Source organism: Streptomyces sp. NBC_01232 (assembly GCF_035989885.1).
Taxonomy (GTDB): domain Bacteria; phylum Actinomycetota; class Actinomycetes; order Streptomycetales; family Streptomycetaceae; genus Streptomyces.
On sequence record NZ_CP108518.1, the window covers coordinates 5,799,792 to 5,825,909 of the forward strand.

Annotated in this window: 25 protein-coding genes; 17 read left to right on the top strand and 8 right to left on the bottom strand. The window is 71.2% G+C overall.

Annotated elements, in window-relative coordinates:
• Positions 1-33: 33 nt before the first annotated feature.
• Positions 34-918, top strand: coding sequence for a hypothetical protein (locus OG444_RS26970; RefSeq protein ID WP_327264597.1), 885 nt, complete (start codon positions 34-36; stop codon positions 916-918).
• Between the two features lie 37 nt (positions 919-955).
• On the opposite strand, the gene OG444_RS26975 is transcribed toward OG444_RS26970, so the two are convergent.
• Positions 956-2,176 carry a PucR family transcriptional regulator gene (locus tag OG444_RS26975; RefSeq protein WP_327264598.1) on the bottom strand — a complete coding sequence of 407 codons (1,221 nt, stop codon included), beginning with the start codon at positions 2,174-2,176 and terminating at the stop codon, positions 956-958.
• Between the two features lie 160 nt (positions 2,177-2,336).
• Here OG444_RS26975 and OG444_RS26980 point away from each other — a divergent pair, with 160 nt between their 5' ends.
• Both OG444_RS26980 and pruA read left to right on the top strand, forming a co-directional pair.
• On the top strand, positions 2,337-3,263 hold the full coding sequence (locus OG444_RS26980; RefSeq protein WP_030725499.1) for a proline dehydrogenase family protein: 927 nt from the start codon (positions 2,337-2,339) through the stop codon (positions 3,261-3,263).
• Positions 3,264-3,294: 31 nt separating this feature from the next.
• The gene (pruA, locus tag OG444_RS26985) at positions 3,295-4,926 is read left to right on the top strand and encodes an L-glutamate gamma-semialdehyde dehydrogenase (protein ID WP_327264599.1); all 1,632 of its coding nucleotides are present in this window, start codon (positions 3,295-3,297) and stop codon (positions 4,924-4,926) included.
• Positions 4,927-5,038: 112 nt separating this feature from the next.
• Here pruA and OG444_RS26990 read toward each other — a convergent pair whose 3' ends face one another.
• Entirely contained in the window at positions 5,039-5,740 is a 702-nt protein-coding gene (locus OG444_RS26990) for a nitroreductase family protein (protein WP_327264600.1), read from the bottom strand.
• A gap of 114 nt (positions 5,741-5,854) precedes the next feature.
• On the opposite strand from OG444_RS26990, the gene OG444_RS26995 reads away from it, so the two are divergent.
• Both OG444_RS26995 and OG444_RS27000 read left to right on the top strand, forming a co-directional pair.
• Positions 5,855-6,373: an SMI1/KNR4 family protein gene (locus tag OG444_RS26995; RefSeq protein WP_327264601.1), complete on the top strand. Its 519-nt coding sequence runs from the start codon at positions 5,855-5,857 to the stop codon at positions 6,371-6,373.
• Positions 6,373-6,921, top strand: a complete 549-nt coding sequence (locus OG444_RS27000) for a GNAT family N-acetyltransferase (protein WP_327264602.1) — start codon at positions 6,373-6,375, stop codon at positions 6,919-6,921. The genes OG444_RS26995 and OG444_RS27000 overlap by 1 nt, the downstream gene beginning before the upstream one ends.
• A gap of 6 nt (positions 6,922-6,927) precedes the next feature.
• Here OG444_RS27000 and OG444_RS27005 read toward each other — a convergent pair whose 3' ends face one another.
• Together OG444_RS27005 and OG444_RS27010 are read right to left on the bottom strand one after the other, a co-directional pair.
• Positions 6,928-8,952: a phosphocholine-specific phospholipase C gene (locus tag OG444_RS27005; protein ID WP_327264603.1), complete on the bottom strand. Its 2,025-nt coding sequence runs from the start codon at positions 8,950-8,952 to the stop codon at positions 6,928-6,930.
• A gap of 119 nt (positions 8,953-9,071) precedes the next feature.
• Entirely contained in the window at positions 9,072-9,284 is a 213-nt protein-coding gene (locus tag OG444_RS27010; RefSeq protein ID WP_327264604.1) for a hypothetical protein, read from the bottom strand.
• 114 nt (positions 9,285-9,398) lie between these two features.
• Here OG444_RS27010 and OG444_RS27015 point away from each other — a divergent pair, with 114 nt between their 5' ends.
• The 4 genes from OG444_RS27015 to OG444_RS27030 all read left to right on the top strand — a co-directional run bounded on the left by OG444_RS27015 (position 9,399) and on the right by OG444_RS27030 (position 12,581).
• Entirely contained in the window at positions 9,399-9,737 is a 339-nt protein-coding gene (locus OG444_RS27015; RefSeq protein WP_327264605.1) for a hypothetical protein, read from the top strand.
• 260 nt (positions 9,738-9,997) lie between these two features.
• Positions 9,998-10,126: a hypothetical protein gene (locus OG444_RS27020; protein WP_327264606.1), complete on the top strand. Its 129-nt coding sequence runs from the start codon at positions 9,998-10,000 to the stop codon at positions 10,124-10,126.
• Positions 10,127-10,227: 101 nt separating this feature from the next.
• Complete coding sequence (locus tag OG444_RS27025) at positions 10,228-11,268, top strand: 3-isopropylmalate dehydrogenase (protein ID WP_327264607.1); 1,041 nt, start codon at positions 10,228-10,230, stop codon at positions 11,266-11,268.
• A gap of 227 nt (positions 11,269-11,495) precedes the next feature.
• Positions 11,496-12,581, top strand: a complete 1,086-nt coding sequence (locus tag OG444_RS27030) for a branched-chain amino acid aminotransferase (protein WP_327264608.1) — start codon at positions 11,496-11,498, stop codon at positions 12,579-12,581.
• A 75-nt stretch (positions 12,582-12,656) separates the two neighbouring features.
• On the opposite strand, the gene OG444_RS27035 is transcribed toward OG444_RS27030, so the two are convergent.
• Positions 12,657-14,081 (bottom strand): cytosine permease, encoded by a 1,425-nt coding sequence (locus tag OG444_RS27035; protein ID WP_327264609.1) that lies wholly within the window; start codon positions 14,079-14,081, stop codon positions 12,657-12,659.
• Positions 14,082-14,237: 156 nt separating this feature from the next.
• Between OG444_RS27035 and ureA the strand changes: the two genes are divergently transcribed.
• From ureA to OG444_RS27065, 6 genes are all read left to right on the top strand, one after another.
• A complete protein-coding gene (ureA, locus tag OG444_RS27040) occupies positions 14,238-14,948 on the top strand; it encodes an urease subunit gamma (protein WP_327264610.1) in 711 nt (236 codons plus the stop codon).
• Positions 14,945-16,678 carry an urease subunit alpha gene (locus OG444_RS27045; RefSeq protein WP_327264611.1) on the top strand — a complete coding sequence of 578 codons (1,734 nt, stop codon included), beginning with the start codon at positions 14,945-14,947 and terminating at the stop codon, positions 16,676-16,678. Before ureA ends, OG444_RS27045 begins: the two co-directional genes overlap by 4 nt.
• Before the next feature lie 30 nt (positions 16,679-16,708).
• Positions 16,709-17,743 (top strand): agmatine deiminase family protein, encoded by a 1,035-nt coding sequence (locus OG444_RS27050; RefSeq protein ID WP_327264612.1) that lies wholly within the window; start codon positions 16,709-16,711, stop codon positions 17,741-17,743.
• A gap of 40 nt (positions 17,744-17,783) precedes the next feature.
• Positions 17,784-18,404 carry a TetR/AcrR family transcriptional regulator gene (locus OG444_RS27055; RefSeq protein WP_327264613.1) on the top strand — a complete coding sequence of 207 codons (621 nt, stop codon included), beginning with the start codon at positions 17,784-17,786 and terminating at the stop codon, positions 18,402-18,404.
• A gap of 518 nt (positions 18,405-18,922) precedes the next feature.
• Positions 18,923-20,551: a citramalate synthase gene (gene cimA / locus OG444_RS27060; protein ID WP_327264614.1), complete on the top strand. Its 1,629-nt coding sequence runs from the start codon at positions 18,923-18,925 to the stop codon at positions 20,549-20,551.
• Positions 20,552-20,671: 120 nt separating this feature from the next.
• A complete protein-coding gene (locus OG444_RS27065) occupies positions 20,672-22,024 on the top strand; it encodes a hypothetical protein (protein ID WP_327264615.1) in 1,353 nt (450 codons plus the stop codon).
• A gap of 35 nt (positions 22,025-22,059) precedes the next feature.
• On the opposite strand, the gene OG444_RS27070 is transcribed toward OG444_RS27065, so the two are convergent.
• Entirely contained in the window at positions 22,060-22,683 is a 624-nt protein-coding gene (locus OG444_RS27070; RefSeq protein ID WP_327264616.1) for a YceI family protein, read from the bottom strand.
• Positions 22,684-22,954: 271 nt separating this feature from the next.
• On the opposite strand from OG444_RS27070, the gene OG444_RS27075 reads away from it, so the two are divergent.
• Together OG444_RS27075 and OG444_RS27080 are read left to right on the top strand one after the other, a co-directional pair.
• Positions 22,955-24,538, top strand: coding sequence for an acyl-CoA carboxylase subunit beta (locus OG444_RS27075; protein ID WP_327264617.1), 1,584 nt, complete (start codon positions 22,955-22,957; stop codon positions 24,536-24,538).
• 23 nt (positions 24,539-24,561) lie between these two features.
• Entirely contained in the window at positions 24,562-24,762 is a 201-nt protein-coding gene (locus tag OG444_RS27080; protein ID WP_327264618.1) for an acyl-CoA carboxylase subunit epsilon, read from the top strand.
• Between the two features lie 214 nt (positions 24,763-24,976).
• On the opposite strand, the gene OG444_RS27085 is transcribed toward OG444_RS27080, so the two are convergent.
• Together OG444_RS27085 and OG444_RS27090 are read right to left on the bottom strand one after the other, a co-directional pair.
• Complete coding sequence (locus OG444_RS27085) at positions 24,977-25,561, bottom strand: GTP-binding protein (RefSeq protein ID WP_109781528.1); 585 nt, start codon at positions 25,559-25,561, stop codon at positions 24,977-24,979.
• Positions 25,542-26,084: a DUF742 domain-containing protein gene (locus OG444_RS27090; protein ID WP_327264619.1), complete on the bottom strand. Its 543-nt coding sequence runs from the start codon at positions 26,082-26,084 to the stop codon at positions 25,542-25,544. The genes OG444_RS27085 and OG444_RS27090 overlap by 20 nt, the downstream gene beginning before the upstream one ends.
• Between the last annotated feature and the right edge of the window lie 34 nt (positions 26,085-26,118).

Sequence of the window (26,118 nt, forward strand, 5' to 3'; positions counted from 1 at the left end):
GGAGTGCGGGCACGAGCACGAGCGCGAGCGCGAGTGGGCGCCGTGCTGTGCGGCCTGGCGGTGGCGGCCCTGACCGCCGGATGCGGTGCGCCCGGGCCGCAGCCGGGCCGGGGCATCGTCCACGGTGCCCCGCCGGACACCCGTACGCGCATGGAGCAGGTGGCCGCGGCCTGGGCGGACTCGGCGGTCGTCAGGCGGTGGCGCGAGGGCTTCCACCCCCTGGACCCCCAGGACTGGCAACCGCCGGGCGGTTTCCGCTCCGGCGAGGACAAGGCCGCCCACGCGGCGGGGAACTTCGTCCTGCGCACCGGGCTGCCCGACGCGCTCCCGCCGGCCACCGCGGTCCAATGGCCCGACGGCAGCACGCTCACCCTGCCGCTGCGGACCGCTGCGCAGGCGTACGGCGAGATCGACCGGGTCCCCGACCGGGCCCCTGACCGCGACCAGGCACTGGCGGTCACGGCCGTCCGCTTCGGCGGGACGACCGTGCGCACCAGCCGCGGCCCGGCCCGGGTGCCCGCGTGGCTGTTCACGGTGGAGGGGTACGACACCCCGCTCGCCCGCATCGCCGTGGCACCGCAGGAGGCCGTGACACCCCCGATCGTGCCCGTGGACGATCCCGACGGCACCACGGCCCGGCTGTTCGGCCACCGGTCGGCCCCGGAGGCGACGACCCTCAGAGTGTCCGCGAGCCACGGAAGTTGTGACGCCGGAGTGGCCGTGGACGTGCTGGAGAGCGCCGGCACGGTGGTACTGGCCGGGCGGATCCTGTCCGGCGCGCCAGGGCCGGGGGTGGTGGCCTGTGACGCGATGCTGCGCGTGCAGACCGTCCAGGTCGCGCTGAGCCGGCCGGTGGGGGGCCGGATCGTCGTCGACGCCACGACGGGCGGGGCGCTGGAACAGACCGGGGACAACTGACCTCCGACCGAACCCCGTTGCCGCCCCCGGACAGTCCCTAGGTCAGCCGGGAGGCCTTGAGGGCCATGTGGAGCAGCAGGCGGTCCTCGCCCTCGTCCAGGTCGAGGCCGGTCAGCTGCTCCACCCGGCCGAGGCGGTAGTAGAGCGTCTGGCGGTGGATGCCGAGGGCCGCCGCCGCGCGGCCCGCCTGTCCGGCGCAGTCCAGGAACACCTCGGCGGTACGGGCGAGTTCGCGATGGGCCGGAGTGAGCAGGGTGCGGGCCGCGGGATCGTCCACCGGGTCGGAGGCGAGGGTCGCCAGCAGCCGGTACGGGCCGATCGCCGACCACTGGGCGACCGGGCCGAGCCGGGGCTGGGCCACCGCCGCCCGCGCGGCGGCGACGGCCTGTTCCCAGGCGGCGGGCAGGTCCGCGAGGCCCCGTACGGGATCGGCGACGCCCGCCGTCACGCGCGGGGCGGTGTCCGCGCCGCCCGCCGAGGCCGGGTCCGCCGCGCGCGGGAGCAGCCTGGTCACCGCCGCCAGGGCCGGGGTCAGCGCGTCCGTCGAGCGCAGCCGGAGCAGGACCGCCAGGGCCGGGCCGTCCCCGGGCCCGGACCCGGGCCGGGTACCGCCGCCGGGCTCGCCCGCGGCCCGCCGCGGTACGACGCACACCGCCGCCGCGCCGGGTACCGACGCCGGAGCCTCCCCGGGCCAGGGTGTGACGCAGACCGCCGCGTGCGGGCCGTCCCCGCCCGGGCCGAGGGCGACCCGCAGCGCCGCCACCGCCATGTCCTGCTGCCAGCCCCGTCCGGCCGTGAGCACCGCCAGGAACTCCCGCGACAGGTCGGCCCCCGCCTTCGCCTCCTCGGCGAGCAGCACCCCGATCCGCTCGGCCACCTCCATGGCCGCGTCCAGGGCCGCCGGTTCGGGCCCGGGCGTGCCGGGCTCCTGGTCCAGGAGCCATACGTAGCCCTGGACGATGCCCCGGTACCGCACCGGCAGGCAGATCCGGCCGCGGAGGACCCCCGCGTCGGGCGTCGCCGGGATCCGGACGGGCCCCGTGGCGCGGGCGATGCCGAAGCCCTCGAACCAGGACCGGACGTCCGCCGTCGACTGCCGCGTGAGGATCGAGCGGGTCCGGACCGGGTCCATGGCGAGATCGTCGTCGCTGTCGTGGGCGCCGAAGGCGATCAGCCGGAAGTCCCGGTTCTCCAGGGTCGCCGGGGCGCCGAGCAGCGCGGAGATCTCGTCCACCAGGTCCTGGTAATCGCCCTTCACGCGGCCATTCTCCCACCCCGCAACGGACCCTTCAGACAGATGTATGAGATCCGGGACACGGATGCGTGACAGCTGTCGATGGCAGAGGATCAAAGCGATCCTTAGGTTTCACGGTGGTTTTACTTGCGCTTTTCTTCTGCCACCCGCTGGAGGTGCCCCCGTGCTGGGTCCCGTGATCCTCGCCGCTTCGCGCAGCGACAAGATGCGTCGTATCGTCTCCGCCGCCCCGGTGACCAAGCCCGTGGTGAACCGGTTCATCCCCGGCGAGACCGTCGACCAGGTGATCCCGATCGTCGAGGAGCTCACGCAGGCCGGCCTCGAGGTCACCCTCGACGTGGTGGGCGAGGACATCACCGAGGTGGCGCAGTCCCACGCCGCCCGGGACGCCTACCTCCAGCTCATCGAGCGCCTCGCGGAGCTCGGCCTCGGCGAGAAGGCCGAGATGTCCGTCAAGCTGTCGATGTTCGGCCAGGCGCTGGAGGGCGGCCACGAGCTCGCCCTCGCCAACGTCCGCCCGGTCGTCGAGGCCGCCGCCGCCATCGGCACCACCGTGACGCTCGACGCCGAGGACCACACCACCCTCGACTCGATGTTCGCCATCCACGAGGAGCTGCGGAAGGACTTCCCGCAGACCGGCTGCGTGATCCAGGCGTACCTCTTCCGCACGGAGGCCGACGCCCGCCGGCTGGCCGCCGCCGGCAGCCGCGTCCGCATCGTGAAGGGCGCCTACAAGGAGCCCGCCGAGGTCGCGTACCTGGACAAGGCGGAGATCGACAAGGCGTACGTCCGCATCCTGAAGATCCTGATGGACGGCGAGGGCTACCCGATGATCGGGTCGCACGACCCGCGTCTGATCGCCATCGGCCAGGAGCTCGCCCGCAAGGCCGGGCGCAAGCTGGACGAGTACGAGTTCCAGATGCTGTACGGCATCCGCAGCGAGGAGCACCTGCGGCTCGCCGCCGAGGGACACCGCATGCGCGTCTACACCGCCTACGGGACGGACTGGTACGGCTACTTCATGCGTCGCCTCGCTGAGAAGCCCGCCAACCTGCTCTTCTTCGTCCGCTCGATGATCACCAAGAACTAGCCAAGAACTAGGTCAAGGAGTTACCAGCCCCATGGATGCTGTGACCCAGGTCCCCGCTCCGGTCAACGAGCCGGTCCACTCGTACGCCCCCGGCACCCCGGAGCGCACGCGGCTCGAAGCGCAGCTCAAGCAGCTGTCCGAGAACCCGATCGAACTTCCGATGACGATCAACGGCGTCAAGCGGATGGGCGCCGGCGAGCGCTTCGACGTGGTTCAGCCCCACGACCACAAGTCGGTGCTCGGCACCTACGCCAACGCCACCGAGGCCGACGCGCAGGAGGCCATCGACGCCGCCCTGGCCGCCGCCCCGGCCTGGCGCGCGATGTCCTTCGACGACCGCGCCGCGATCATCCTGCGCGCTGCGGAGCTGCTGTCCGGCCCGTGGCGCGAGAAGCTCGCCGCCTCCACCATGCTGGGCCAGTCGAAGACCGCCCAGCAGGCGGAGATCGACACCCCGTGCGAGCTCGTCGACTTCTGGCGCTTCAACGTCCACTTCGCCCGCCAGATCCTGGCCGAGCAGCCGGTCGCGAACTCCGCCGGCGTGTGGAACCGCAGCGACCACCGCCCGCTCGAGGGCTTCGTCTACGCGATCACGCCGTTCAACTTCACGGCCATCGCGGGCAACCTGCCGACCGCCCCCGCCCTCATGGGCAACGTGGTCCTGTGGAAGCCGTCCCCGACGCAGACCCACTCCGCGATCCTCCTCATGGAGCTCCTGGAGGAGGCCGGCCTGCCGAAGGGCGTCATCAACCTGGTGACCGGCGACGGCATCGCGGTGTCGGAGGTGGCCCTGAACCACCCCGAGCTGGCCGGCATCCACTTCACCGGCTCGACCAAGACCTTCCAGTACCTGTGGAAGACGGTCGGCAACAACATCGAGAAGTACAAGTCCTACCCGCGCCTGGTCGGCGAGACCGGCGGCAAGGACTTCGTCGTCGCGCACCCCTCCGCGGACCGCGCCGTCCTGAAGACCGCCCTGACCCGCGGTTCCTTCGAGTTCCAGGGCCAGAAGTGCTCGGCGTCCTCGCGCGGCTACGTTCCGGCCTCGATCTGGAACGACGGCTTCAAGGAGGCCTTCGCCGCCGAGGTCGACGGCATCTCCATGGGTGACGTCCGCGACCTGACCCACTTCATCGGCGCCGTCATCGACGAGCGTTCCTTCGCGAAGAACAAGGCCGCGATCGACCGTGCGATCGCCGACCCGACCTGCGAGATCATCGCCGGTGGCACGTACGACGACTCGGAGGGCTACTTCGTCCGCCCGACCGTCATCGCGTGCACCGACCCGGAGAACGAGGTCTTCACGACCGAGTACTTCGGCCCGATCCTGGCGATCCACGTCTACGAGGACGCCGACTTCGACGCGATGCTGGCGCAGATGGAGTCCGTCTCGGCGTACGCCCTGACCGGCTCGATCATCGCCGCCGACCGCTACGCGGCCGCGGACGCGATGGAGAAGCTCCGCTTCGCGGCGGGCAACTTCTACATCAACGACAAGTCGACCGGCGCCGTCGTCGGCCAGCAGCCCTTCGGCGGTGGCCGTGCCTCGGGTACGAACGACAAGGCGGGCGCCGCGTCGAACCTGATGCGCTGGACCTCGACGCGCTCCATCAAGGAGACGCTGGTCGCGCCGACCGAGTACCAGTACCCCCACATGGGCTGATCCGCCCCCGCAAGACCCCCGCCCCCGCTCCGGTACCCCCAATTCCGGAGCGGGGGCGGTATCCATTTCCCCTGCCTAGGCCCGGTCCGGCCCGGCCCGGCCCGGTCCGCTCCTAGACCTCCACGATGACCTGGTCCAGGGACTTGCGGACGAGGTCCGGGACCTCGCAGTCGTCCGCCGGGTAGCCCACCGGGATGACGGCGAAGGCCTTCTCGTTCTCCGGGCGGTCCAGGACGTGGCTGAGGAAGCGCATGGGGCTGGGGGTGTGGATCAGCGCCGCCAGCCCGGACAGGTGGAGGGCGGACAGGAGCATGCCGACCGCGATGCCGACCGACTCGTCGACGTAGTAGTGCTTGTGCCTGGTGCCGTCCGGGCCGAGCCAGTAGCGCTGCTGGAAGACCACGATCAGCGCGGGGGCGTCCGTGAGGTGGGTCTTCACCGCGTCCGTGCCGATGGGGCGCAGGGCGGCGAGCCATTCGTCGCCGAGCCGGCCGTCGTAGGACAGCTGCTCCTCCTGCTCGGCGGCGGCGCGGATCTGCTGCCGCTTGGCCGGGTCCTTGACCAGGACGAAGGTCCACGGCTGCTGGTGCGCCCCGGAGGGGGCGGTGGCCGCGCAGGCGACGGCGTCCCGGACCACCTGCTCGGGCACCGGGTCGGGGGAGAAGTGGCGTACGGTCCGCCGCTCGTCCATCCGCGCCCGCAGCCCGGCGGCCCGCGCCAGGGATTCGTGCTGCGGCATCCGCTCGGGCCGGTAGGGCGCGGGACGGTACGGCTGGCCGTGGATCGGGGTCCACTGCTGGGTGTTGGGGGACATGGGCCGAGTCTGCCGAGGCATTGGTCCAGACCGCTAGAGGCGCTTCGGCCGATGGCGGCCGGTGTACGGCGTTCGGCGTCCGCAATGCGGTCCGGTCCTTGGTACGTTCGCAGGATGACCATGTGGGACGCGGCGGCCGTACGGGCGCGGCTGCGCGCGAAGATCCTCCGGTACGAACTCAGGCCGCCCCTCCCGGAGGCCGATGTCCGGGCCTTCGAGGCGGAGCACGGCATCCGGCTGCCCGAGGAGTACCGGACGTTCGTCACCACGGTCGGCGACGGACCGGCGGGCCCCGAGTACGGGCTGATGCCGCTGATCACCCCGCGCGCGGGGGTCGACGACGACTGGGCGGTGGACGACGAGTGGCGGGAGGACCGCCGCCCCGGCCGGCTGGCCGCGCCCTGCCCGATCCGCACGCCCCGTCCGTTCGACGTGAACCGCAGGTTCGACGAGGCCGAGGGGCTGACCCTGGGCACGCTCATGCTGGCCGAGCAGGGGTGCGGCATGTATTCGAGGCTGATCCTGGCCGGGCCGCTGGCCGGTCAGGTCTGGCACCTGGACCAGGATTTCGGGACCTGTGTGCCCGAGAGCCCGGACTTCCGGACCTGGTACACCGACTGGCTGGAGAAGTGATGGACACGCGGACCGCGCACACCGCGCACACCTCGCAGCTGACCGCCGCCGAGCTCCGCGAGATCCGGGTCATGCTCGACGAGGCCTTCGAGGGGGATTTCGCCGACGAGGACTTCGAGCACGCCCTCGGCGGGATGCACGCCCTGGTCCGGGACGCGGGCGGACGGCTCGTCGCACACGGCAGTGTCGTCATGCGGCGCGTCGTGCACCGGGGAAGTGCCCTGCGCACCGGGTACGTCGAGGCCGTGGCCGTACGGGCCGACGCCCGGCGCCGCGGCCTCGGCGGGAAGGTGATGGCCCGGCTGGAACAGGTGATCGGGCGGGCGTACGTGCTCGGGGCGCTGTCGGCCTCCGAGGACGGGGCCGCGCTGTACCTGGGCCGCGGCTGGGAGGTGTGGGGCGGGCGCATCGGCGCGCTCTCGCCGCAGGGCCCCGTCCCGCTCCCCGAGGAGGAGGGGTCCACGTACGTGTGGACGCCGCCCGGCAGGATGCGGCTGGACCCCGCCGGGCGGCTCGACTTCGACTGGCGCGACGGGGACGTCCTCTAGGTCCTGCTACGACCCCGAGATGCTGGGCGCGCCCGATTCGATGTGCCCCGTGTAGCGGCGCGACCAGGTGCCGTCGGAGTCGGCCAGGATCGTGAAGTCGTACCAGCCGTTGCTGTAGGCCACGGCGTTGAACCAGTCCTCTCGCGAGGAGTTCGCCGGGACCGCGTACGTCCACGGGCCGTCCGTGCGGTAGGCGTTGGAGCGGATGGTGAAGGTGACGGGGGAGCCGGAGGAGTTCTTCATCCGGAAGTAGACCGCCGTCCTGCCGGTGCCCGGCTCGACCGCGAAGCGGGCCGCCACCTCGATGTCCTTGCCCGGCTTCGACGCGTCGCCGATGAAGCGGCGCAGGAAGCGGTTCGGCCCGTGCATCGAGATGTCGTACTTGCCGGAGCCGTGGCCGAGGCCGATGTTGAAGTAGTCGCTGCCGGTGGTGCCCGGGTCGACCGTGTACTGCCAGGCCGCCGTGTCCCGGTGCTGGTGCGGGTGGATCGAGAAGTGCGCCGCCCGCTTCGCCTCGGCGCCCTGGTTGGTCATCGAGAACCAGGCCAGGATCTTGCCGGCCGCCCCGAACTCGAAGCGGTCCAGGTTGCCGTTCACCTGGTACGGCAGGGCCCGCGCCGGGCGGGTGCCGGGCTCCTGTGCCGGGAGGGCGTTGTCCTGCGGTACCGGGTTGGGGAGCGGGGCGCAGGTCGACTGCCCGATCACCCTGGCGGTCGACGGGAGGCCCGCGGGGACCCCGAAGACGGGGTGCGCGAAGTCGAAGACGCCGGTCAGGTCGCCGGTCACCCTGCGGCGCCAGGCGCTGATGTTCGGGCAGGTGGCGGGGGTGCCGAGAGCGGCCGTCCACGTCTCCATGAAGCGCAGGACCGAGGTGTGGTCGAAGACCTCCGAGCTCACCCAGCCGCCACGGGTCCACGGGGACATCACGATCATCGGGACGCGGAAGCCGAGCCCGATCGGCGTGCCGTCGAGGTACTCGCCGGGGGTGCCGGGCGGGGCGACCGGCGGCGGGACGTGGTCGAAGAAGCCGTCGTTCTCGTCGTAGTTGAGGAAGAGGACCGTGGAGTCGAAGACTTCGGGGTCCGCGGCCAGTGCCCGGTACACCAGGTCCACGAAGTGCGCGCCGTCGCCGGGCGGGGCGTAGGGGTGCTCCGAGAAGGCCTCGCTGGCGACGACCCAGGACACCTGGGGCAGGGTGCCCGCGAGGACGTCGGCGCGTATCGCGGCCGCGATGTCGTCGGGGGTGGAGCCGGTGACCTTGGGCACCGAGCCCATGCCGCGGTCCCACAGCGGGTTGCCGGGGGCCGCGTCCGTGAACCTCTTGAAGTAGGCGAGCCCGTTGTCCCCGTAGTTGTCCTGCGCGTTCTGGTAGACCTTCCAGCTCATCCCGGCCCGCTGGAGGGCCTCCGCGTACGTCTCCCAGGTCAGCCCCGATTCGTCGCCGCCGTCCTTGCTGGAGGCGTCGATCCGGCCGCTCCACAGGAAGGTGCGGTTCGGGCCCGTCGCGCTGAGGGTGGAGCAGAAGTACGCGTCGCAGATCGTGTAGTTGTCGGCGAGGGCGTAGTGGAAGGGGATGTCGCCGCGGTCCAGGTGGCCGAGGGTGCGGGTGTTGCCGACACCGAGGACCCAGTTGTCCATCCGGCCCTTGTTCCAGGCGGCGTGCTGGGAGGTCCAGCTGTGCGGGAGGTCGCCGTTGCACTGGGCGAGCGTCTCGCCGTCGACCCCGTCCGCCGGCGGGGTCGAGCTGAGCTTCCACGGGTACTGACGGCCGCCCCAGTTGGGCTGGTTGAACATGCCCCAGCCGCCCGGGATGTTGCCCGCGGCGCGGTCGCCGAAGCCGCGGACGCCCTTCAGCCTGCCGAAGTAGTGGTCGAAGCTGCGGTTCTCCTGCATCAGGATCACCACGTGCTTCACATCGGTGATGGTGCCGGTCGCGGCGGCCGCCGTCGCGGGCGTGACCGCGGGCAGGGTGGCGCCCGCCACGAGCCCGGCACCGATCCCCACGAAACCTCTGCGGCTGATGGGTTTCACTGGCTTCTCGCCTCCAACTCACGTGCCCCGCTGGCACATCGACGGCAAGAGTGGCGGCGCCCGGGCCAAAGGTCTACATCCGTGCGGTAAGAGTTCGGTGAACATGGAGGTCGCCGGAATCAGCCACCGGTCCGGACCGGCATCCTGCCCCGGTTGTCCCCGCGGAGCATGCCCAGGAAGGCCTCCACCGTGCCGTCGAACCCCTGGACAACGGTGGTGCCGGTGCCGATCCGGCCGCTGCGCAGGCGGGGTACCAGGAACTCCGCCGGCTCCTCCTGGAGATTGGTGTGATGGCGAACCAATACCCCTTCCAGCCGAAGGGACTTGTGCACGACCCCGAACAGGTTGCGGGGCGCGGCCGGCGAGCGGTCCTTGTCGTACGTCGAGATCGCGCCGGCCCACGCGATCCGCCCGTACTCGCGCAGCGAGTCGATCGCCCCCTCCAGATGGTCCCCGCCGTCAGGTGGCGGACCTCGGCCGCCGAGTCCGCGCTGCCGATGATCCGCCGGGCACCCGGCAGCCGGGCGGTCGCCCTCGGCCCGATCTGCGACCGCGGCCGCGGCGGGGCCGCGCCCACCCCGGCGGGGGAGCGGGCCGTCGCCCTCGCCCGCCGGATCCTGCGGATGCCGGAGCTGTCCCCGAGAGAGGCCGCCGAAGCCTTGGACATCACCGATCTGGACCCTGAGGGGCCGGTGAGGCAGGTGGGGTACGTCACTACGGCGGAATCGGCCTCGATTCTCGCCGCAGGTGCTCTGATCAGGGAATTTCGCTCCGGGAAGGGCTGAAACGGACCCTCGGCGCAGGGCCTTTCGAGGGGCCTTGCGTCTCAGATAGTAGGAAGCCCGAGTATTTGCCGAGACATACAACGGGACCTGCTTTAGCTTTGTAGAAGCCGAACGTCTCGCCGATCCGGCGAATGGCGGTCGAGAGCGCGCGCCCCTGGCAGGCAACCCCTGCGGCGCACTGCTCCCCGCCTCTTCCGGCGCCTTGAAGGAACCCCTCATCCGTGGCTTCGCCACGCCGTGATCTCAAGGAGTCGATCACCATGACCTCTTCCACCGCCACCCGCCGCGTCCGCCACAGCTCCGCCTCGGCCGACGACCGCAAGAACGCCGCCGCCGCCCTGCAGCGGGCCCTGGACCGCCGTGACAACGGCGGCTCGACCGGCCACTGACCTGCGACGCCCCGGGGCGTTCTGCGTCCGCCACGATCCACCTTGGTCCACATGGTGGACGCAGAATGCCCGAGGGCTGGGACACGGAGTACGGTTCCGTCATGTCGACCAGCATCAATCTCGCAGTGATCCCCGGTGATGGCATCGGCCAGGAAGTCGTGGCTCAGGGACTCAAGGTCCTTACCGCGGTCCTGCCCCAGGATGTGAAGCTGGAGACCAAGCAATACGATCTCGGGGCCCAGCGCTGGCACCGCACCGGTGAGACCCTCCCGGACGCGGAGCTCGAGGCCCTCAAGCACCACGACGCGATCCTGCTCGGCGCCATCGGCGACCCGTCGGTCCCGTCCGGCGTGCTGGAGCGCGGCCTGCTGCTGAAGCTCCGCTTCGCCTTCGACCACTTCATCAACCTGCGCCCGTCGAAGCTGTTCCCGAACACGGCCACCCCGCTCGCCGGCCGTCCGGACATCGACTTCGTCGTGGTCCGCGAGGGCACCGAGGGCCCGTACACCGGCAACGGCGGCAGCCTGCGCACCGGCACCCCCGCCGAGGTGGCCACCGAGGTCAGCATCAACACCGCTTACGGCGTCGAGCGCGTCGTCCGTGACGCGTACGAGCGGGCGAACGCCCGTCCCCGCAAGAAGCTGACGCTGGTCCACAAGAACAACGTCCTCGTGTACGCGGGCCACATGTGGAAGAACATCTTCGACAAGGTCGGCCAGGAGTACCCCGAGGTCACCACCGACTACCTGCACGTCGACGCCGCGACGATCTTCTTCGTCACGCAGCCCGAGCGCTTCGACGTCATCGTCACGGACAACCTCTTCGGTGACATCCTCACCGACCTGGCCGCCGCGGTGACCGGCGGAATCGGCCTCGCCGCCTCCGGGAACATCAACCCGACCGGCGCCTTCCCGTCCATGTTCGAGCCCGTCCACGGCTCGGCCCCGGACATCGCCGGCACCGGCAAGGCCGATCCGACCGCGACGATCCTCTCGGTCGCCCTCCTGCTGCGCCACCTGGGCCACGAGGCCGAGGCCGTCCGCATCGAGGACGCGGTCACCGCCGACCTGGCCGAGCGCGACGGCACCTTCCGCTCCACCGACGCGATCGGCGACGCCCTCGCCGCGCGAGTAGCCGGCTGACCCGGCAGCTCCACCTCAGGAAGCCGCCGGGTCACAATGGGACCCGGCGGCTTCACCTGTGCGGCCCCCGGGTGCCACCATCTCCCCTGGGCCGCATCTCCCCGCTTCTCCGAAGCCTGCCCGCGCGCGATAATCGAACGCGAGGCCGCGGAATGCGGGGAAGCTCGGACGTCCTAGTACGCCGTGAGCGCGGTCCGCCATACACAACCGGTGAAGGACAAGCACTCATGACGACGCCCACGATCGAGCTCAAGCCCTCCTCGAACCCGCTGTCCGATGCGGAGCGCGAGGCGATCCTGGCCAGCCCCGGCTTCGGCCGCCACTTCACCGACCACATGGTGACGATCAAGTGGACCGAGGGTCGCGGCTGGCACGACGCCGAGCTGGTCCCGTACGCGCCGCTCGCGATCGACCCGGCGAACATGACCCTGCACTACGCGCAGACGATCTTCGAAGGCCTCAAGGCCTACCGTCAGCCCGACGGCACCGTGGCCACCTTCCGCCCGGAGGCCAACGCCGCGCGCTTCCAGTCCTCCGCCCGCCGCATGGCCATGCCGGAGCTGCCGACCGAGCTCTTCATCGAGGCCTGCGACGCGCTGATCAAGCAGGACCGCGCCTGGGTTCCGGACTCCGGCGAGGCCTCGCTCTACCTGCGGCCGTTCATGTTCGCCTCCGAGGTCGGCCTCGGCGTCCGCCCGGCGAACGAGTTCCTCTTCATCGTCATCGCCTCGCCCGCCGGCGCCTACTTCCCCGGCGGCGTCAAGCCCGTCTCCGTCTGGCTCTCCGAGGACTACGTCCGCGCGGTCAAGGGCGGCACCGGAGCGGCCAAGACCGGCGGCAACTACGCCGCCTCGCTGGTCGCGCAGGCCCAGGCCGCCTCGCACGGCTGCGACCAGGTGGTCTGGCTCGACGCCGTCGAGCACCGCTGGATCGAGGAGATGGGCGGCATGAACCTGTACTTCGTGTACGGCGACCGCATCGTCACCCCGGAGCTCACCGGATCGCTCCTGCCCGGCATCACCCGCGACTCCCTCCTCACCATCGCCCGCGACCTCGGCTACACCGCCGAGGAGGGCCGCCTGACCACCGAGGACTGGCAGCGCGACAACGCCAACGGCACCCTCACCGAGGTGTTCGCCTGCGGCACCGCCGCCGTGATCACCCCGGTCGGCTCGGTCAAGTCCGAGCGTGCCGACTGGACCCAGGGCGACGGCGAGCCGGGCCGGGTCACCATGCGCCTGCGCAAGGCGCTGCTGGAACTCCAGACCGGCCACAGCGCCGACACCCACGGCTGGATGCACCCGCTGGGCTAGTCCCCCCACGTTCCACGCGACAGGCCCGCACCCGGACATCCGGGGTGCGGGCCTGTCGCGTACGTACGGGGGTGCTCAGGCGTTCGCCGGCTCCTCGGCGGCGAGCGCCGGGACCGGGGCGGGGGAGCGGCGGGCGGTGAGCGCGGTGTACACGAGCCCGCCCGTCAGACCGGAGAGGACGAACGAGCAGTCCACACCGCCGGTGAGGGCGAGCAGCGGACCCTCGTAGAAGGGGGTGGTCACGGCGAGCAGGCCGATGCCCGCGCCGATCGCCCAGGAGGCGGTGGCCGCGACGTTCCAGCCGGAGCGGTACCAGTAGATCCCGCCCACCGAGCGGCGGTTGAAGACCTGCAGCGCGTCGGCGTCGTAGCGCCCGCGGCAGCGCACGTACCCGATCAGGGTGATCACGGCCCACGGGGTGCCGATCGCGGTCAGCACCAGCACGAACGAGGTCATCGCGGACTGCACGTCCCACTCGAAGGAGCCGATGAACACGAAGGCGGTGGCGACGGCGGCCGCGACCAGGGTGGCCGTGGTCCGGGTGGCCCTGGGCACGATCGCGTCGAGGTCGAGGCCCATCGAGTAGAGCATCAGCCCGGCGTTGCCCACCGAACCGCCCGCGGCGGCGGCGAGCAGCGGCACCAGGTACCAGAACGGTGCGGCCTCGACCAGCGGTCCGGCGTACTCGGCCCCGGCCCGGGCGGCCAGCGCCGTGTAGGTGCCGAAGAGCTGCGGGATCAGCAGGCCGAAGAGCAGTCCGAGGCCGGTGGCCCAGAGCACCTTGCGGGAGCTGTGCCGGCGCGGGGAGATGTAGCGGGTGTAGTCGCCGAGCAGAGTGATGAAGGCGACCGGGCCGCTGAGCCCGGCGGCGACGGCGGCGAGGATCCAGGTCGGCCAGAAGGAGCCGAGCAGGTACGGGGTCTGCGGCGGGGCGGCGGTGGTGAAGTCCCCGGAGTACGCGAAGACGCCGACGGCCAGCAGCGCCACCATGCCGATGGCCAGGATCTTGCTCATGCGCAGCAGCAGCCGGTAGCCGAAGACGGCCGCGACGACGGTGCACGCGGCCAGCGCGCCGTACATCACCCCCCGCGAGGCTCCGGTGTCCGGCAGCCCGGTGAGCCGGGACAGGACGCCCACCATCACGTCTCCGCCGATCCACAGGGTCAGCGCGGTGTAGCCGAGGGAGAGCAGCAGGCCCACCACCGAGCCCACGAGCCGGCCGCGGACGCCGAACTGTGCGCCGCTGGAGGTCGAGAGGTTCGTCGCGGTGCGCAGGGAGACGAGTGCCAGCGGCGCGGTGAAGGCGATTCCTACGAGCGTGCCGGTCACGATGGCGGTGACCGAGGGCCACTGCCCCAGTCCGAAGGACGGGGGCAGCCAGCCGAAGACGATCACACCGAGGCAGAGGTTGGAGCCGAGAAGGATCGAGATCAGGTCACGGGGACCGCTCGTCCGCTCCTCCTCCGGGATGGTGTCGACTCCGCGCTGTTCGATGGGCATGGGGGACTCCCTTGGCAGGGCGGGGGGTGGTTGCGCTTTTGTTTGAGCGACACTCAATGTGACTCAAGGCCTGCTCCCAGGTCAATGATTCCCTCCAAGGAAATGAAGAGTTAGAGTGATGCTCTAACCCATCGACTCAAGAGGTGGTGGATCGGCGTGCGGCTGACCCCTACGGAGCGCGACCGGCTGCTGCTCCGCAGCGCTGCGGAACTGGCCAGGGCCCGGCGCGCCCGCGGCCTGAAGCTCAACGTCCCGGAGGCGACCGCGCTGATCGCGGACACGGTCTGCGAGGCGGCGCGCGACGGCAAGCGGCTCGCGGAGGCGATCGAGGAGGCCCGCAGTGTCCTGGGCCCGGACGACGTCCTGCCGGGCGTCGCCGATGTGGTCGCCGAGGTGCACGTGGAGGCCGTCTTCGACGACGGATCCCGTCTCGCCGTGGTCTCCTCGCCCATCCGGGGCGCCGTCCCGATGGGCGACGACGCCCCGGGCGCGGTCGTCCCCGGCCCCGGCGCCCCCCAGCCGGAGCCGGTCCTGAGCCTGCACGTGCGCAACACCGCCGCGGTGCCGGTGAGCGTGACCTCGCACTTCCATTTCTTCGAGGCGAACCCGCGGCTCGACTTCGACCGGGCGGCGGCGTACGGGATGCGGCTGTGCGTGCCGGCGGGCTCGTCCGTCCGGTTCGACCCCCACGGCGAGGGCGAGGTCGGACTCGTACCCATCGGCGGGGACCGGATCGCGATCGGCTTCGCGGGACTGGTCGACGGACCCCTGGACGCACCCGGAGCCAAGGACGAGGCCCTGCGCCGCGCGGCGGCCTGCGGTTACCTCGGCGTCGCCGCCGAACACGAGGACGGAGACCGGGCGTGAGCAAGAAGACCCCGCACAGCGATCACTGTGCGCCGGGCAGCCGGCACATCGACCCGCACGAGTACGTGTCCGTCTTCGGCCCCCGTGCCGGGGACCGGGTGCGGCTGGGCGACTCCGGGCTGACGGTCCGCGTCGAGCACGACGCGCAGAGGCCCGGCGACGAGTTCCTGGCCGGCTTCGGCAAGACGGCCCGCGACGGCCTGCACCTGAAGGCCGCCGCGGTCCGCGGGACCTGCGACGTCGTCATCAGCAATGTGCTGGTCATCGACGCCGTCCTCGGTATCCGCAAGGTCTCCATCGGTATCCGCGAGGGCCGGATCCACGCGATCGGCCGGGCCGGCAACCCCGACACCCTCGACGGCGTCGACGTGGTCGTCGGCACCGGCACGACGATCGTCTCGGGTGAGGGCCTGATCGCGACCGCCGGGGCGGTGGACACCCACGTCCACCTGCTCTCCCCCCGCATCATGGAAGCCTCGCTCGCCGCGGGAGTCACCACGATCATCGGCCAGGAGTTCGGCCCCGTCTGGGGCGTCGGCGTCAACTCCCCGTGGGCGCTGAAGCACGCGTTCAACGCCTTCGACGCCTGGCCCGTCAACATCGGCTTCCTCGCCCGCGGCTCCTCCTCCGACGCCGCCCCGCTGGTCGAGGCGCTCGCCGAGGGCGGCGCGTCCGGTTTCAAGGTCCACGAGGACATGGGTGCCCACACCCGGGCCCTGGACACGGCGTTGCGGGTGGCCGAGGAGTACGACGTGCAGGTGGCCCTGCACAGTGACGGTCTGAACGAGTGCCTGTCCGTCGAGGACACCCTGCGGGTGCTGGACGGCCGGACCATCCACGCCTTCCACATCGAGGGCTGCGGCGGCGGTCACGTCCCGAACGTGCTGAAGATGGCGGGCGTGCCGAACGTCATCGGTTCCTCCACGAATCCGACGCTGCCGTTCGGGCGGGACGCGGTGGCCGAGCACTACGGAATGATCGTCTCGGTCCACGACCTCAAGCCCGACCTGCCCGGTGACGCCGCCATGGCCCGTGACCGGATCCGGGCCGGGACCATGGGCGCCGAGGACGTGCTCCACGACCTCGGGGCCATCGGGATCACCTCCTCCGACGCCCAGGGCATGGGGCGTGCGGGTGAGACCATCCGCCGCACCTTCGCGATGGCCGCCAAGATGAAGGGCGAGCTCGGCCCGATGGACGGCGACGGTGACGGCGACGACAACGCCCGCGTCCTGCGCTACATCGCCAAGCTCACCATCAATCCCGCCATCGCCCACGGCCTCGCCCACGAGATCGGCTCCATCGAAGTCGGCAAACTCGCCGACATCGTGCTCTGGCGCCCCCCGTTCTTCGGCGCCAAGCCCCAGCTCGTCCTGAAGTCCGGTTTCCCCGCCTACGGCGTCACCGGCGACCCCAACGCCGCCACCGACACCTGCGAACCGCTCGTCCTCGGACCGCAGTTCGGCTCCTACGGGGCCACGGCCGCCGACATCTCCGTCGCCTTCGTCTCCGCCGCGGCCGCCGCCCTCGGCAGCGACGAGATGCCGACCCGCCGCCGCCGGGTCGCCGTACGCGGCACCCGCGGGATCGGCCCCGCGGACCTCCTGCTCAACTCCCGGGTGGGCGCGGTCGATGTGGACGCGCGCAGCGGACTGGTCTCCCTCGACGGGGAACCGCTGCGCTCCGAGGCCGCCGAATCGGTCTCCCTCAACCGCCTGTACTTCCTGTAAGCCAGCACAGCCCGTGAGGACCTGCCTGCCATGACCAAGCCTGTGAACGACGGCTTCCGGATGCCCGCCGAGTGGACCCCCCACGAGCGCACCTGGATGGCCTGGCCCAGCCCCAACCCCACCTTCACCAACGCGCAGGAGCTCGCCGAGGCCCGCGAGGCATGGGGCGCCGTCGCCCGCGCCGTCCGCGCGTACGAGCCGGTGACCCTCGTGGTCTCGCCCGGCGACGCGGAAAGCGCCCGTGCGATCGTGGGCGACGACGTACAGCTGGTCGAGCGGGAGCTCGACGACGCCTGGATGCGCGACATCGGCCCGACCTTCGTCACCAACGACGCCGGCGGGCTCGCGGCCGTCGACTGGACCTTCAACGGCTGGGGCGCCCAGGAGTGGGCCCGCTGGGAGCACGACTCGAAGGTCGCCCGGCACGTCTCGGACGTGGCCGGCACCCGCACGTACAGCACCGAGCTCGTCAACGAGGGCGGCGCCATCCACGTCGACGGCGAGGGCACGGTGCTGCTCACCGACACCGTGCAGCTGGGCGAGGGCCGCAACCCCGGCTGGACCCGCCAGCAGGTGGAGGCCGAGATCCACGCCCACCTCGGCACCACCAAGGCGATCTGGCTGCCGTACGGCCTGGCCGGCGACTACGGCACCTACGGCACCCAGGGGCACGTGGACATCGTGGCCGCCTTCGCCCGCCCCGGTGTCGTCATGGTCCACACCCAGCCCGACCCGGCCCACCCGGACCACGAGCGCTGCAAGACCATCGCGGCCATCCTGCGCGCGTCCACCGACGCCCGGGGGCGGCAGCTGGAGGTCGTGGAGATCCCGGCGCCGACCGTGCTGGAGGAGGACGGCGAATGGGTGGACTATTCGTATATCAACCACTACCTGTGCAACGGCGGCGTCGTCCTGTGCTCCTTCGACGACCCGCGCGACGAGGAGGCCGCCGAGATCTTCCGCGGACTGTTCCCCGGGCGGACCGTGACCCTCGTTGACGCACGTACGATTTTCGCCGGGGGTGGCGGCATTCATTGCATCACCCAGCAGCAGCCGAAGGTCTGATCCGCAGACGGCCGGCAGCCGACCGACAAGGAGTGGGTCCATGGTGGCGGGTGGAGTACCGGTACGCGCGGCGCGGAAGAACGCGCCCCCGCGCGAGGACGTACTCGTCGCCGCCATGGCCACGATCGCCGAGCGCGGCCTCGAAGGCCTGACCATGGCCGGACTGGGCCGCGAGGTCGGCATGAGCAGCGGCCACCTCCTCTACTACTTCCGCAGCAAGGACGAGCTCCTGCTGCAGACCCTGGAGTGGAGCGAGGCGGAACTGGGCGGCGAGCGGCGGGCCCTGCTCGCCCGCCGCGGTCCGGTGAGCGAGCGCCTGCAGGCGTACGTGGACCTGTACGTGCCCACCCGCGCGCGCGATCCGCACTGGACGCTGTGGCTGGAGGTCTGGAACCGCTCCCAGAACGCCGGCCCCCAGGAGCGCGAGAGGCAGGCGGCCATCGAGGGCGCCTGGCACCGTGACCTGGTGGCCCTGCTGGCCGAGGGCATCTCGCGCGGCGAGTTCCGCCCGGTGGACGCCGAGCGCGTGGCGACCCGGGTCCGGGCCCTGCTCGACGGATTCAGCATCCAGCTGGCGGTCGGTCTGCCGACGCTGGACCGCACGGCGATCCTCACCCACGTGAGGGAATTCCTGGTGGAGACGCTCTCCCCGGACGCCTAGGTCGTCTCTTTTGGATCTTGTCGGTCGGCCCGCGTCGTCCGGTGCCGTGCATCGCAAGGCGGAGGAGCGCCGTTGTACTGGACGTACTGCGGTGCTCCGACAACGCGGCGAGGTGCGGTGCCGGGCGACGCGGGCCCGACAAGATCCGAAAGAGACGACCTAGGCCAGGCGCCGGTTCTTCCGGTGTGCGGCCGCGGTGGAGAGGGGTGCCCGCATGCTGAGATCCCTGTCCATCCGCGGCGAGCGGTGTGGCACACTGCCAGCGTGCCTGCTCAGCTCATGATTATCGCCAGCAGCGCGCCGGTCCCCAGTGGCCGCTGAACCGCGGAAGAACTTCGCGGAAGCGGCCACCGTGCCTCGGACCCGCGCGCAGACCTCTCGCTACCCGCGAGGGGTTTTTTCGTTTCCCGGACCATCCGTACCGGGACCCGACCGCGCGCGATGATGGGGGCAGTGACGGCGGCCTGCCCCCTCCGGCGGGCATCCGGAACCACTCATCCGACAGGAGCCAGATCAGCATGACGACGACACCAGAGGCGGCAACTGCGCTGTCAGAAGGCCTGGACGACAGCTTCCACGTCTTCGACACCACCCTGCGCGACGGCGCCCAGCGCGAGGGCATCAACCTCACGGTCGCCGACAAGCTGACGATCGCCCGGCACCTGGACGACTTCGGAGTGGGCTTCATCGAGGGCGGCTGGCCCGGCGCCAACCCCCGTGACACCGAGTTCTTCGCCCGCGCCCGCGCGGAGATCCGGTTCAAGAACGCCCAGCTGGTCGCCTTCGGTGCCACCCGGCGCGCCGGCGGCTCGGCGGCCCAGGACCCGCAGGTGCGGGCCCTGCTGGAGTCCGGCGCCCCGGTCATCACTCTTGTCGCCAAGTCCCACGACCGCCACGTCGAGCTCGCCCTGCGCACCACCCTGGAAGAGAACCTGGAGATGGTGCGCGACACCGTCTCCCACCTCGTCGCCGAGGGCCGCCGCGTCTTCGTCGACTGCGAGCACTTCTTCGACGGCTACCGGGCCAACGCCGAGTACGCGAAGTCCGTCGTGCGCACCGCCCACGAGGCCGGCGCCGACGTGGTCATCCTCTGCGACACCAACGGCGGCATGCTGCCCGCCCAGGTGACCGCGACCGTCGCCACCGTCCTCGCCGACACCGGGGCCCGCCTGGGCATCCACGCCCAGGACGACACCGGCTGCGCCGTCGCCAACACCCTCGCGGCGGTGGACGCGGGAGCCACCCATGTCCAGTGCACGGCGAACGGCTACGGCGAGCGCGTCGGCAACGCCAACCTCTTCCCTGTCGTCGCCGCCCTGGAGATCAAGTACGGGCGCAAGGTCCTCCCCGACGGGGCGCTCGCCGAGATGACCCGCATCTCGCACGCCATCGCCGAGGTCGTGAACCTCACCCCCTCCACGCACCAGCCCTACGTCGGCGTCTCCGCCTTCGCGCACAAGGCGGGCCTGCACGCCTCGGCCATCAAGGTCGACCCGGACCTCTACCAGCACATCGATCCCGAGCGGGTCGGCAACACCATGCGGATGCTGGTCTCCGACATGGCCGGCCGCGCCTCCATCGAGCTCAAGGGGAAGGAGCTCGGCGTCGAACTGAACGGGGACCGCGCCCTGATCTCCCGGGTCGTGGAGCGGGTCAAGGAGCGCGAGCTCAAGGGCTACACCTACGAGGCCGCCGACGCCTCCTTCGAACTGCTGCTGCGCGCCGAGGCCGAGGGCCGGGCCCGCAAGTACTTCCGCATCGAGTCCTGGCGGGCGATCGTCGAGGACCGCCCGGACGGCACCCATGCCAACGAGGCCACGGTCAAGCTGTGGGCCAAGGGCGAGCGGATCGTCGCGACGGCGGAGGGCAACGGCCCGGTCAACGCACTGGACCGGGCGCTGCGGGTGGCGCTGGAGCGGTTCTACCCGCAGCTCGCCAAGTTCGAGCTCGTCGACTACAAGGTCCGCATCCTGGAGGGCACGCACGGCACGGAGTCCACGACACGCGTGCTGATCGCCACGTCGGACGGTGAACGCGACTGGTCCACGGTCGGCGTGGCCCCGAACGTGATCGCGGCGTCCTGGCAGGCCCTGGAGGACGCGTTCACCTACGGCCTCCTGCACGCGGGCGTCGAACCGGCCGAATAGCGGCCCCGCGGCAGCCCGCCGGGCCCGCGCCCACCGGTCCGCACCTCGCCGGGCTTCGGCCCGGCGAGGCCCTTATGTCCAGCTCACACGGGAAAGTACCGGTTCCGGTAGCGTCATGGTATGAGGACCAGGCTGATATCCGTACGTTGTGGATCGTTGCTGTCCGGTCTGCTGCTGGCGCTCTCGGCGACCGCGCTCGTGGCCGCGCCGCAGGCTTCGGCCGCCACCGGGGTCGCCGCCGTGGGGGAGGCCCTCAAGCAGGGGCCGGTCTACGTCGCGCCCGGAGCCGAGGCCCAGCTGTCCAAGGCCCAGGCGGACGCGCTCGCGCAGAAGATCGAGGACGCGGGCAAGCCGGTGTTCGTGGCCGTGCTGCCGGCCACTGCCGAGTACCCGCAGGACAAGGTGCTCGGAGCCGTCCGCGCCGAGACCGGCATCACCGGGCTCTACGCGATCCGCCTCGGCGACGGCTTCAACGCCGGAGCCGACCGGGCGGTCATGCCGACCGACGCCGTGCGCAACCTCACCGAGGCCGTGAAGACCGGCGCGCCGGTGGACGCCGACACCCAGCTGAACAACTTCGTGGACCAGGCCCTGACCCAGGCCAAGGGCGGCGCTCCCGCCTCCTGGGGTACGACGGGCGCCGCCGAGGGCGTCCCGGTCGGCGGGCTGGTCGCCCTGGGTGCGGTGGCCGTGATCGGCGGCGGCGGGGCGTACGCGCTGGTGCGCCGCAACCGGAAGAAGAAGGAAGACATCCGGCGCGAGGCCGTCGCCCGGCTCGGTGTGGTCGTGGACGAGGACATCACGGCTTACGGCGAGGAGCTGGAACGGCTCGACTTCCACCCCGGTGAACCCGGCGCCGACGACGCCATGCGCAGGGACTACGAGCAGGGGCTCGACTCCTACGAGAAGGCCAAGCAGATCATGGCCTCGGTGCAGCGCCCCGAAGAGGTCACGGGGGTCACCCAGGCCCTGGAGGACGGCCGCTTCGCGCTGGCCACCCTCGACGCGCGCCGACAGGGACGGCCGCTGCCCGAGCGGCGCTCGCCCTGCTTCTTCGACCCGCGCCACGGGCCGAGCAGCGAGGACGCCACCTGGGCTCCGGCCGGCGGGACGGCCCGTACCGTGCCGGTCTGCACGGCGGACGCCGTACGGCTGCGCGACGGCCTGGACCCGGCGGTCCGTACGGTCGACACCGACCGGGGGCCGCGGCCCTACTACGACGCCGGCCCGGCGTACGGTCCCTGGGCCGGCGGCTACTTCGGCGGGGGCGTCCTGCCCGGCCTGCTCATGGGCACGATGCTCGGCTCGATGATGTCCAGCCCGGCCTACGCCTCGGACTTCGGTGGGGCGGGCAGCGGTTTCGAGGGCGGGGACGTCTCCGGGGCCGACTTCAACCCGTCCGACTTCGGCGGCGGGGACTTCGGCGGCGGTGGTTTCGGCGGAGGCGGCTTCGACGGCGGGGGCGGCTTCTAGCCGCCCCCGGGTGCCGGGCCCGCGGGGTCCGGCGGTCAGGCCTGCTTGATGGCCGAGATGTCGAAGGTCAGCTTGACCTTGTCGCTGACCATGACACCGCCGGTCTCCAGGGCGGCGTTCCACGTCAGGCCCCAGTCGGAACGCAGGATCTCGGCCGATCCCTCGAAGCCGGCGCGCTCATTGCCGTACGGGTCGGTGGCCGAGCCGTTGAACTCCAGGTCGATGGAGAGCGGGCGGGTGACGTCCTTGATCGTCAGGTCGCCCGTGATGCGGTACAGGTCCCCGCCGAGCGCGGCCGCCGCGGTGGAGCGGAAGGTCATCAGCGGGAAGGTCTCGGCGTCGAAGAAGTCCCCGCCGCGCAGGTGGCCGTCGCGGTCGGCGATGCCGGTGTCGACGGAGGCGATCTTCACGTCGATGGACGCGGTCGAGCGGGCCGGGTCGGAGCCGTCCAGGTGCAGGGTTCCCTCGTGCTCGGCGAAGGCGCCGCGCACGTTGGTGACCATGGCGTGCCGGACGGTGAAGCCGATGCTGCTGTGGGCGGGGTCGACGACGTAGTCGCCGGTGAGTGCGGCGAGGGCCGGGTTCACTTCGAGGGTGGCGACGGCGCCGTCCTGGGCGTTCGCGGTGGCGTTCTGGCTGCGGCGGGTGAAGAGACCCATGATGTGCTCCTTGTGGGTTCGTGCTCGGTCCGAAGAGTCGGTTGAACTTTCAACGACTTCAACGGGAACGACGCTAGACCCATTCCGTTTAAATTTCAACATCTAGTCGGGGTGTCAGGCCATTTTGTGAAGGTCCTACAACAGAGCCGTGCCCCGTCTGGCGGAGTCCTTACATCCCCCGGGCGTTCTGTGCGGGCCGGACAGCGGAAGACTCTCGAGACTGTGCGGAATGAACGGAGGTTTTTCATGGCGATCTTCGTAAGGTCGGTACATGACCGTTGTGGACCAGACCCCGAGCGAGCCGACGGACGCCCGCGGACGCGTGGCCGAACTGCACTCCCTGCGCGAGCAGGCGAGGCGCGGCCCCAGTGACCGTGCGACCGAGGCGCAGCACGCCAAGGGCAAGCTGACCGCCCGCGAGCGCATCGCGCTGCTGCTCGACGAAGGTTCCTTCAGGGAGGTCGAGCAGCTCCGCCGCCACCGGGCGACCGGGTTCGGCCTGGAGAGCAAGAAGCCCTACACCGACGGTGTCATCACCGGCTGGGGCACGGTCGAGGGCCGCACGGTCTTCGTCTACGCGCACGACTTCCGCATCTTCGGCGGCGCCCTGGGCGAGGCCCACGCCACGAAGATCCACAAGATCATGGACATGGCCATCGCGGCCGGTGCTCCCCTGGTCTCCCTGAACGACGGCGCCGGCGCCCGTATCCAGGAGGGCGTCTCGGCGCTCGCCGGCTATGGCGGCATCTTCCAGCGCAACACCAAGGCCTCGGGCGTCATCCCGCAGATCTCGGTCATGCTGGGCCCCTGCGCCGGTGGCGCCGCGTACTCCCCGGCCCTGACGGACTTCGTCTTCATGGTCCGCGAGACCTCGCAGATGTTCATCACCGGCCCGGACGTGGTCCGCGCGGTGACCGGCGAGGAGATCACCCAGAACGGCCTCGGCGGCGCCGACGTGCACGCCGAGACCTCGGGCGTCGCGCACTTCGCGTACGACGACGAGGAGACCTGCATCTCCGAGGTGCGCTACCTCATCTCGATGCTGCCCTCCAACAACCGCGAGAACCCGCCCGTCCACGAGACGAGCGACCCGGCCGACCGGCGCAGCGAGGTCCTCCTCGACCTGGTGCCCGCCGACGGCAACCGCCCCTACGACATGCTCAAGGTCATCGAGGAGCTCGTCGACGAGGGCGACGTCCTGGAGATCCACGAGCGCTGGGCCCGCAACATCATCTGCGCCCTGGCCCGGATGAACGGCCAGGTCGTCGGCATCGTCGCCAACCAGCCCGGCCACCTCGCCGGCGTCCTGGACATCGAGGCCTCCGAGAAGGCCGCGCGCTTCGTCCAGATGTGCGACGCCTTCAACATCCCGATCCTCACGCTGCTGGACGTCCCCGGCTTCCTGCCGGGCGTCTCGCAGGAGCACGGCGGCATCATCCGCCACGGCGCCAAGCTGCTGTACGCGTACTGCAACGCCACCGTCCCGCGGATCTCGCTGATCCTGCGCAAGGCCTACGGCGGCGCGTACATCGTCATGGACTCCCAGTCCATCGGCGCCGACATCACCTACGCCTGGCCCACCAACGAGATCGCCGTCATGGGCGCCGAGGGCGCGGCCAACGTCATCTTCCGCAAGCAGATCGCGGACGCCGAGGACCCCGAGGCCATGCGCGTACGCATGGTCAAGGAGTACAAGGCCGAACTGATGCACCCGTACTACGCGGCCGAGCGCGGCCTCGTCGACGACGTCATCGACCCCGCCGAGACCCGCGAGGTGCTCATCAGCGCCCTCGCGATGCTCCGCAACAAGCACGCCGATCTGCCGTCCCGCAAGCACGGCAACCCGCCGCAGTAACCGCGAAGGAGACCTGCCACCACATGACCACCGCCACTGACACCCTGCTGCGCGTCGAAAAGGGCAACGCCGCCCCCGAGGAGCTGGCCGCGATCACCGCGATCCTGCTCGCCCGCGCCGCCGCCACGCCGGACGAGACCCCGGTCAGCGTGCCCCGCCAGGCCGGCTGGCGCCGCCTGGAGCGCACGCCCGGCTTCCGCGCCCCCCACAGCTGGCAGGGCTGAGTTCCCGAGCCTCCGGAAGGCCCCGCACCCGTTTTCCAGGGTGCGGGGCCTTCCGCGTAACCCCGTACAGGCCCTCTCGGCGGGTCTTTGACGGCCTGTCGTACGGGCCGCGGCACCTGAGCGCTGCGCGCACCTCCGCGGGCCCGTGGGGCCCGTGTACGGCGAAGGCCCCCGCGTCGTGTGACACAGGGGCCTGTCGGGTGCGGCGGTACTGCTACCGCAGGCGCGCCATGAGGGCGTGCTCGACGAGCGTGATGAGCGCGCTCTTGGCGTCCGCGCGGTGGCGGGCGTCGGTGGTGATGATGGGGGCGTCCGGGCCGATCTGCAGGGCCTCGCGGACTTCCTCCGGCGTGTAGGGCTGGTGCCCCTCGAAGCCGTTGAGGGCGATGACGAAGGGCAGGCCGCTGTTCTCGAAGTAGTCGACCGCGGGGAAGCAGTCGGCGAGACGGCGGGTGTCGACGAGGACGATCGCACCGATGGCGCCGCGGACCAGGTCGTCCCACATGAACCAGAAGCGGTCCTGGCCCGGCGTACCGAAGAGGTACAGGATCAGGTCCTGGTCGAGGGTGATGCGGCCGAAGTCCATGGCGACCGTGGTGGTCGTCTTGTCACCGGTGTGGGTGAGGTCGTCGATCCCGGCCGAGGCGCTGGTCATGACGGCTTCGGTGCGCAGCGGGTTGATCTCGGAGACCGCGCCGACGAACGTGGTCTTGCCCACGCCGAAGCCGCCCGCCACCACGATCTTCGCGGAGGTGGTGGAGCGGGGAGCCGCTCCGCCGTTAGAGCTTGCGAAGTCCACTGAGCACCCTTTCGAGCAGTGTCACGTCTGGCTGGCCACCGGCAGACTCGTCGCCGCCGGGCTGGTGAATGGCGACAAGGCCCGCCTCCGCCAGGTCGGCGACGAGGATGCGGGCGACACCAAGAGGAATGGAGAGAAGTGCCGAGATCTCCGCTACGGATTTGATCTCCTGGCACAGGCGGCAGATGCGCTGGTGCTCGGGCAACTGCCCTTGCAGACGCGCGGGATCCGCCGTGGTACTGACCAGCGCCTCGATGGCGAGCTGGTAGCGCGGCCGAGTACGGCCGCCGGTCATCGCGTACGGACGCACCAGCGGGTTGTGGGCCTTCGGAGAAGGCTGCCGCGCTGCGCGCGGCGGCTGCTGCGGAGGCGGCATCTGGGGGTGTCCGTACTGCTGCTGCTGGTAGGGATTCTGCTCCTGCACGGGCCGGCTCGGCGCGGAGGGGAAGTTGAAGCGGTTCTGGTCGTGCCCACCCTGCGGCTGCTGCGCGCCGCCATAAGGATGTCCTCCGGGTGTTGTCACGTCTCCTCCTCCGACTCCAAGTACGCAGTACTCC